The following is a 3,248-nucleotide window of genomic DNA, read 5'->3' on the forward strand; positions in this document are numbered from 1 at the left end:
TGAAACCCAACAGCAGTTGCTGGGGTGAAACCGGAAGGCGATCGCCCTTATCAATGGTAACACAATTTACCATGTTCGATGTAGGATGTCCGAAACAGTAGGTTGGGTGAAACCCAACAGCAGTTGCTGGGGTGAAACCGGAACGCGATCGCCCTTATCAATCGTCGTTCGATGTAGGATGTCCGAACCAGTAGGTTGGGTGAAACCCAACAGCAGTTGCTGGGGTGAAACCGGAAGGCGATCGCCCTTATCAATGGTAACACAATTTACCATGTTCCATGTGGGATGTCCGATGGTGGGAGATTCGGTCGAGAAGGGTTCAGAAAATCGTGGACAACCATCCCCAGCAGTAGACCACTGATGACCGTCACCAACACCGAGACATAAATCACCCACACAGACAGAGAATTTAGGCTGCTGATAGCACCAGAGATAGCGTTCGATTGTTTTTTACCTGATAAAGCCGCTAAAGCCTCTGTGGCATTTTGGTAACGCTTGCGACAATCAAAAGCCACCATTTTATTTAAAACCTCAGCCAATTGGGGGCTGACAGAAACTTGATCAGCCCAAATTACTTCTAGCGTGTTAGGGTTTATCCGTAACTTATCGGGAGGCAATCCTGTTAACCCTTGAATTGCCACCATTCCCACTGCATAAATATCGCTGGCAAAATTAGGACGGCCTTTCCATTGTTCGTGGGGTGTATATCCGCGAGTACCAATAGGTAGGGTAAAATTTCCTTGGGCGACCGTAGTTTCTCCACCAATGTCTTTGACCGTCCCAAAGTCGATCAGCACTATTTTTCCATCCCTAGTGCGGCGGCGGATATTGGCGGGTTTAAGATCGCGGTGAATGATACCTTGTTCGTGAACCACTTTCAGGACTTCTAAAATTTCTCGCAACAGTTGAGTTACCTGGGGTTCCTTGAGTGGAATGCCATTTTGGGGGCAGATTTCATCCGTCAAATCATGACCCTCAATATATTCTTGGATTAGATAAAACTCTTGATTTTCCTGGAAATGGGCAAAAAGTTCCGGGATTTGGGAGTGTTTCCCCAGTTTATAGAGCGTTTTGGCTTCTCTGTCGAACCAAACCTGGGCTGCTTTCAACACCCGAGGCTGAGTCGATGACGGTTTGAGTTGTTTAACAATCCGGTGAGGATAATCAGGGAGATGAAGATCCCGCGCCAAGTAGGTTTCGCCAAAGCCACCTTTACCCAACGAAGATTCGATCTGGTAGCGTCCGCCAAGCAGTTGTCCGACTTGCATAATTTGGGGGATAATGTTTTTGGGGGAATGGAATTTTAATTTAATTTTGGCATAATGTAAGCAGGTAGGGGGTAGGAGGTTTAATTGCCTCTTAGTCAATATTGTACTCAACCCTACAGGAGTCAGGATATGATCAAACTTCAATACTTGGTGTCAATGCTAGTCCTTGCCGTTTTGGCTGGGTTTAGTGCCGGGGCTATTTTTAATCGAGGGTCTTTCACTGCTGCTGATCCTACAACCAATCCGGCGATCGATGAACAAACCACATTCAAATGCGTTCACGGAAGCAGCGGTTGGTCAACCGTAGCCGAGAGAGGGAATGCGGTTTCTAAAACGCCCATGATTACTTGGAATAGTGAAGAATTTGGGGATAACTGGACTCCCCAAGATCGCTGTCACCAAGTTTCTGAGCGACTAACCCTGGCGGTGACCAATAATGGGGGGCAGTTATTGGGATTAGACTTAACCCATGGCAGAGTGAACCAGCTAACGGTGATTTGCGTAGTCAATTCCCGGCAGCAGACCTGCAGGGAGAATAATGTGCTGTTTACTCTCAGCCAGAAAAATGCCCCCACCCCCAGAACTACAATAGCAAGGATAATCGACTTTAGCCAGGGGCAGGATGTGTCGCCCATAGATGAGTCCGATTATCCCCAGTATTTTACCCTGAAAAGTTGGGTAGATCGGCATTTACCCCATAGCAGTGGGTTTTAGGGTGGTTCACAAAGGGGGAGTGCTTAACCCAATCTCGATTATCATGCCCAAATTATCGCAGAAATCCGGTTTGTTGGTCGTGGCAGTGCTGGCGGTGGCTCTGGGTGTGGGGGGCTGTGGTCGGCTGTCGTCCGAGAATGTGGCGAAAAAAGCCCGGGAAGTTACCGTGATGGTCGATGGCTGTGCGGCGGGTTCGGGAATGATTTATCGCCGTCAGGGCAATACTTATTATGTGCTGACCGCTCATCATGTCGTCAGGAATGCTCAGGATACTTGTTTGATTATCACTCCTAACGGTATCCGCCATCGGGCTAATCGGGAAGTGACTGTCCCCCTGGCTGATGTGGATTTGGCCGTGTTGACTTTTACCAGCGAGAATGACTACAAGCTGGCGAGGTGGGGAAACTCTGACCGGGTGGCGGTAGGGCAAACGGTCTATGTAGCAGGCGCTCCGGTGGCTACTCAGGCGGTGCCTCGACGCACGGTGATTATCTCGGATGGGAAAATTATCGGGAAAGTCTCTCAGCCCAATGAGGGTTATAGCTTCATTTACAACAATATCACTCAACCAGGTATGAGCGGCGGGCCGGTATTCAATGACCGAGGACGAGTGATTGGGGTTCATGGTAGAGGCGACAAAACTGGGCGGAATTTGGCGATTCCCATTGCCACATTTTTGGAGAGACCTCAATCTGCGATCGCACAAGGGGGGCAGATTGTTGAAAGTCCTCCTCAAATACAGGAGGCAGCAAACCTGCGCGGCGATTTCACCCTCCCCGCATTACAACAACAAGGAATGATCAAGCGACTGGGACAGGGAGGAGTAAGACAAGTAATTCCCCTCAACCAGGAGTTAATGGTGGTCATTGCAGGTGGTGGGGCAAGTTTATTTAATCTCGCCACTGGGGAAGCGGTCTGGGAAATTGATTGTCCGGCTTTGGGTGGGGCGGTCAGTGCAGATGGGCAGTTATTGGCATTGCGTAGCAACAAAGATATTTATCTATGGGATTTAAGCACTGGGCAGTTGTTGCGCCAACTCACCGGACATACAAGGGATGTGAGAAGCGTCAGCTTCAGTCCAGATGGTCAAACCCTGGCTTCTGGGAGTGGGGATAACACAGTGCGACTGTGGGATGTGGCTACCGGACGGGAACTGCGCCAACTCACCGGACATACAGACTGGGTGTGGAGCGTCAGCTTCAGTCCAGATGGTCAAACCCTGGCTTCTGGGAGTGGGGATAACACAGTGCGACTGTGGGATGTGGC

At 49.8% G+C, this 3,248-nt stretch carries 4 protein-coding genes; 2 read left to right on the plus strand and 2 right to left on the minus strand.

Annotated elements, in window-relative coordinates:
* Positions 1-66: 66 nt before the first annotated feature.
* Together ACTIE0_RS23485 and ACTIE0_RS23490 are read right to left on the minus strand one after the other, a co-directional pair.
* On the minus strand, positions 67-273 hold the full coding sequence (locus ACTIE0_RS23485; protein ID WP_039932145.1) for a hypothetical protein: 207 nt from the start codon (positions 271-273) through the stop codon (positions 67-69).
* Positions 267-1,367 (minus strand): protein kinase domain-containing protein, encoded by a 1,101-nt coding sequence (locus tag ACTIE0_RS23490; RefSeq protein WP_439517012.1) that lies wholly within the window; start codon positions 1,365-1,367, stop codon positions 267-269. The genes ACTIE0_RS23485 and ACTIE0_RS23490 overlap by 7 nt, the downstream gene beginning before the upstream one ends.
* 30 nt (positions 1,368-1,397) lie before the next feature.
* Here ACTIE0_RS23490 and ACTIE0_RS23495 point away from each other — a divergent pair, with 30 nt between their 5' ends.
* Both ACTIE0_RS23495 and ACTIE0_RS23500 read left to right on the plus strand, forming a co-directional pair.
* Positions 1,398-1,982, plus strand: coding sequence for a COP23 domain-containing protein (locus tag ACTIE0_RS23495; RefSeq protein WP_006668174.1), 585 nt, complete (start codon positions 1,398-1,400; stop codon positions 1,980-1,982).
* Positions 1,983-2,025: 43 nt separating this feature from the next.
* The coding region (locus ACTIE0_RS23500; protein WP_439517013.1) for a trypsin-like peptidase domain-containing protein at positions 2,026-3,248 on the plus strand (1,223 nt) is incomplete at its 3' end.

The organism is Limnospira sp. (genome assembly GCF_051859755.1).
GTDB lineage: Bacteria > Cyanobacteriota > Cyanobacteriia > Cyanobacteriales > Microcoleaceae > Limnospira > Limnospira fusiformis.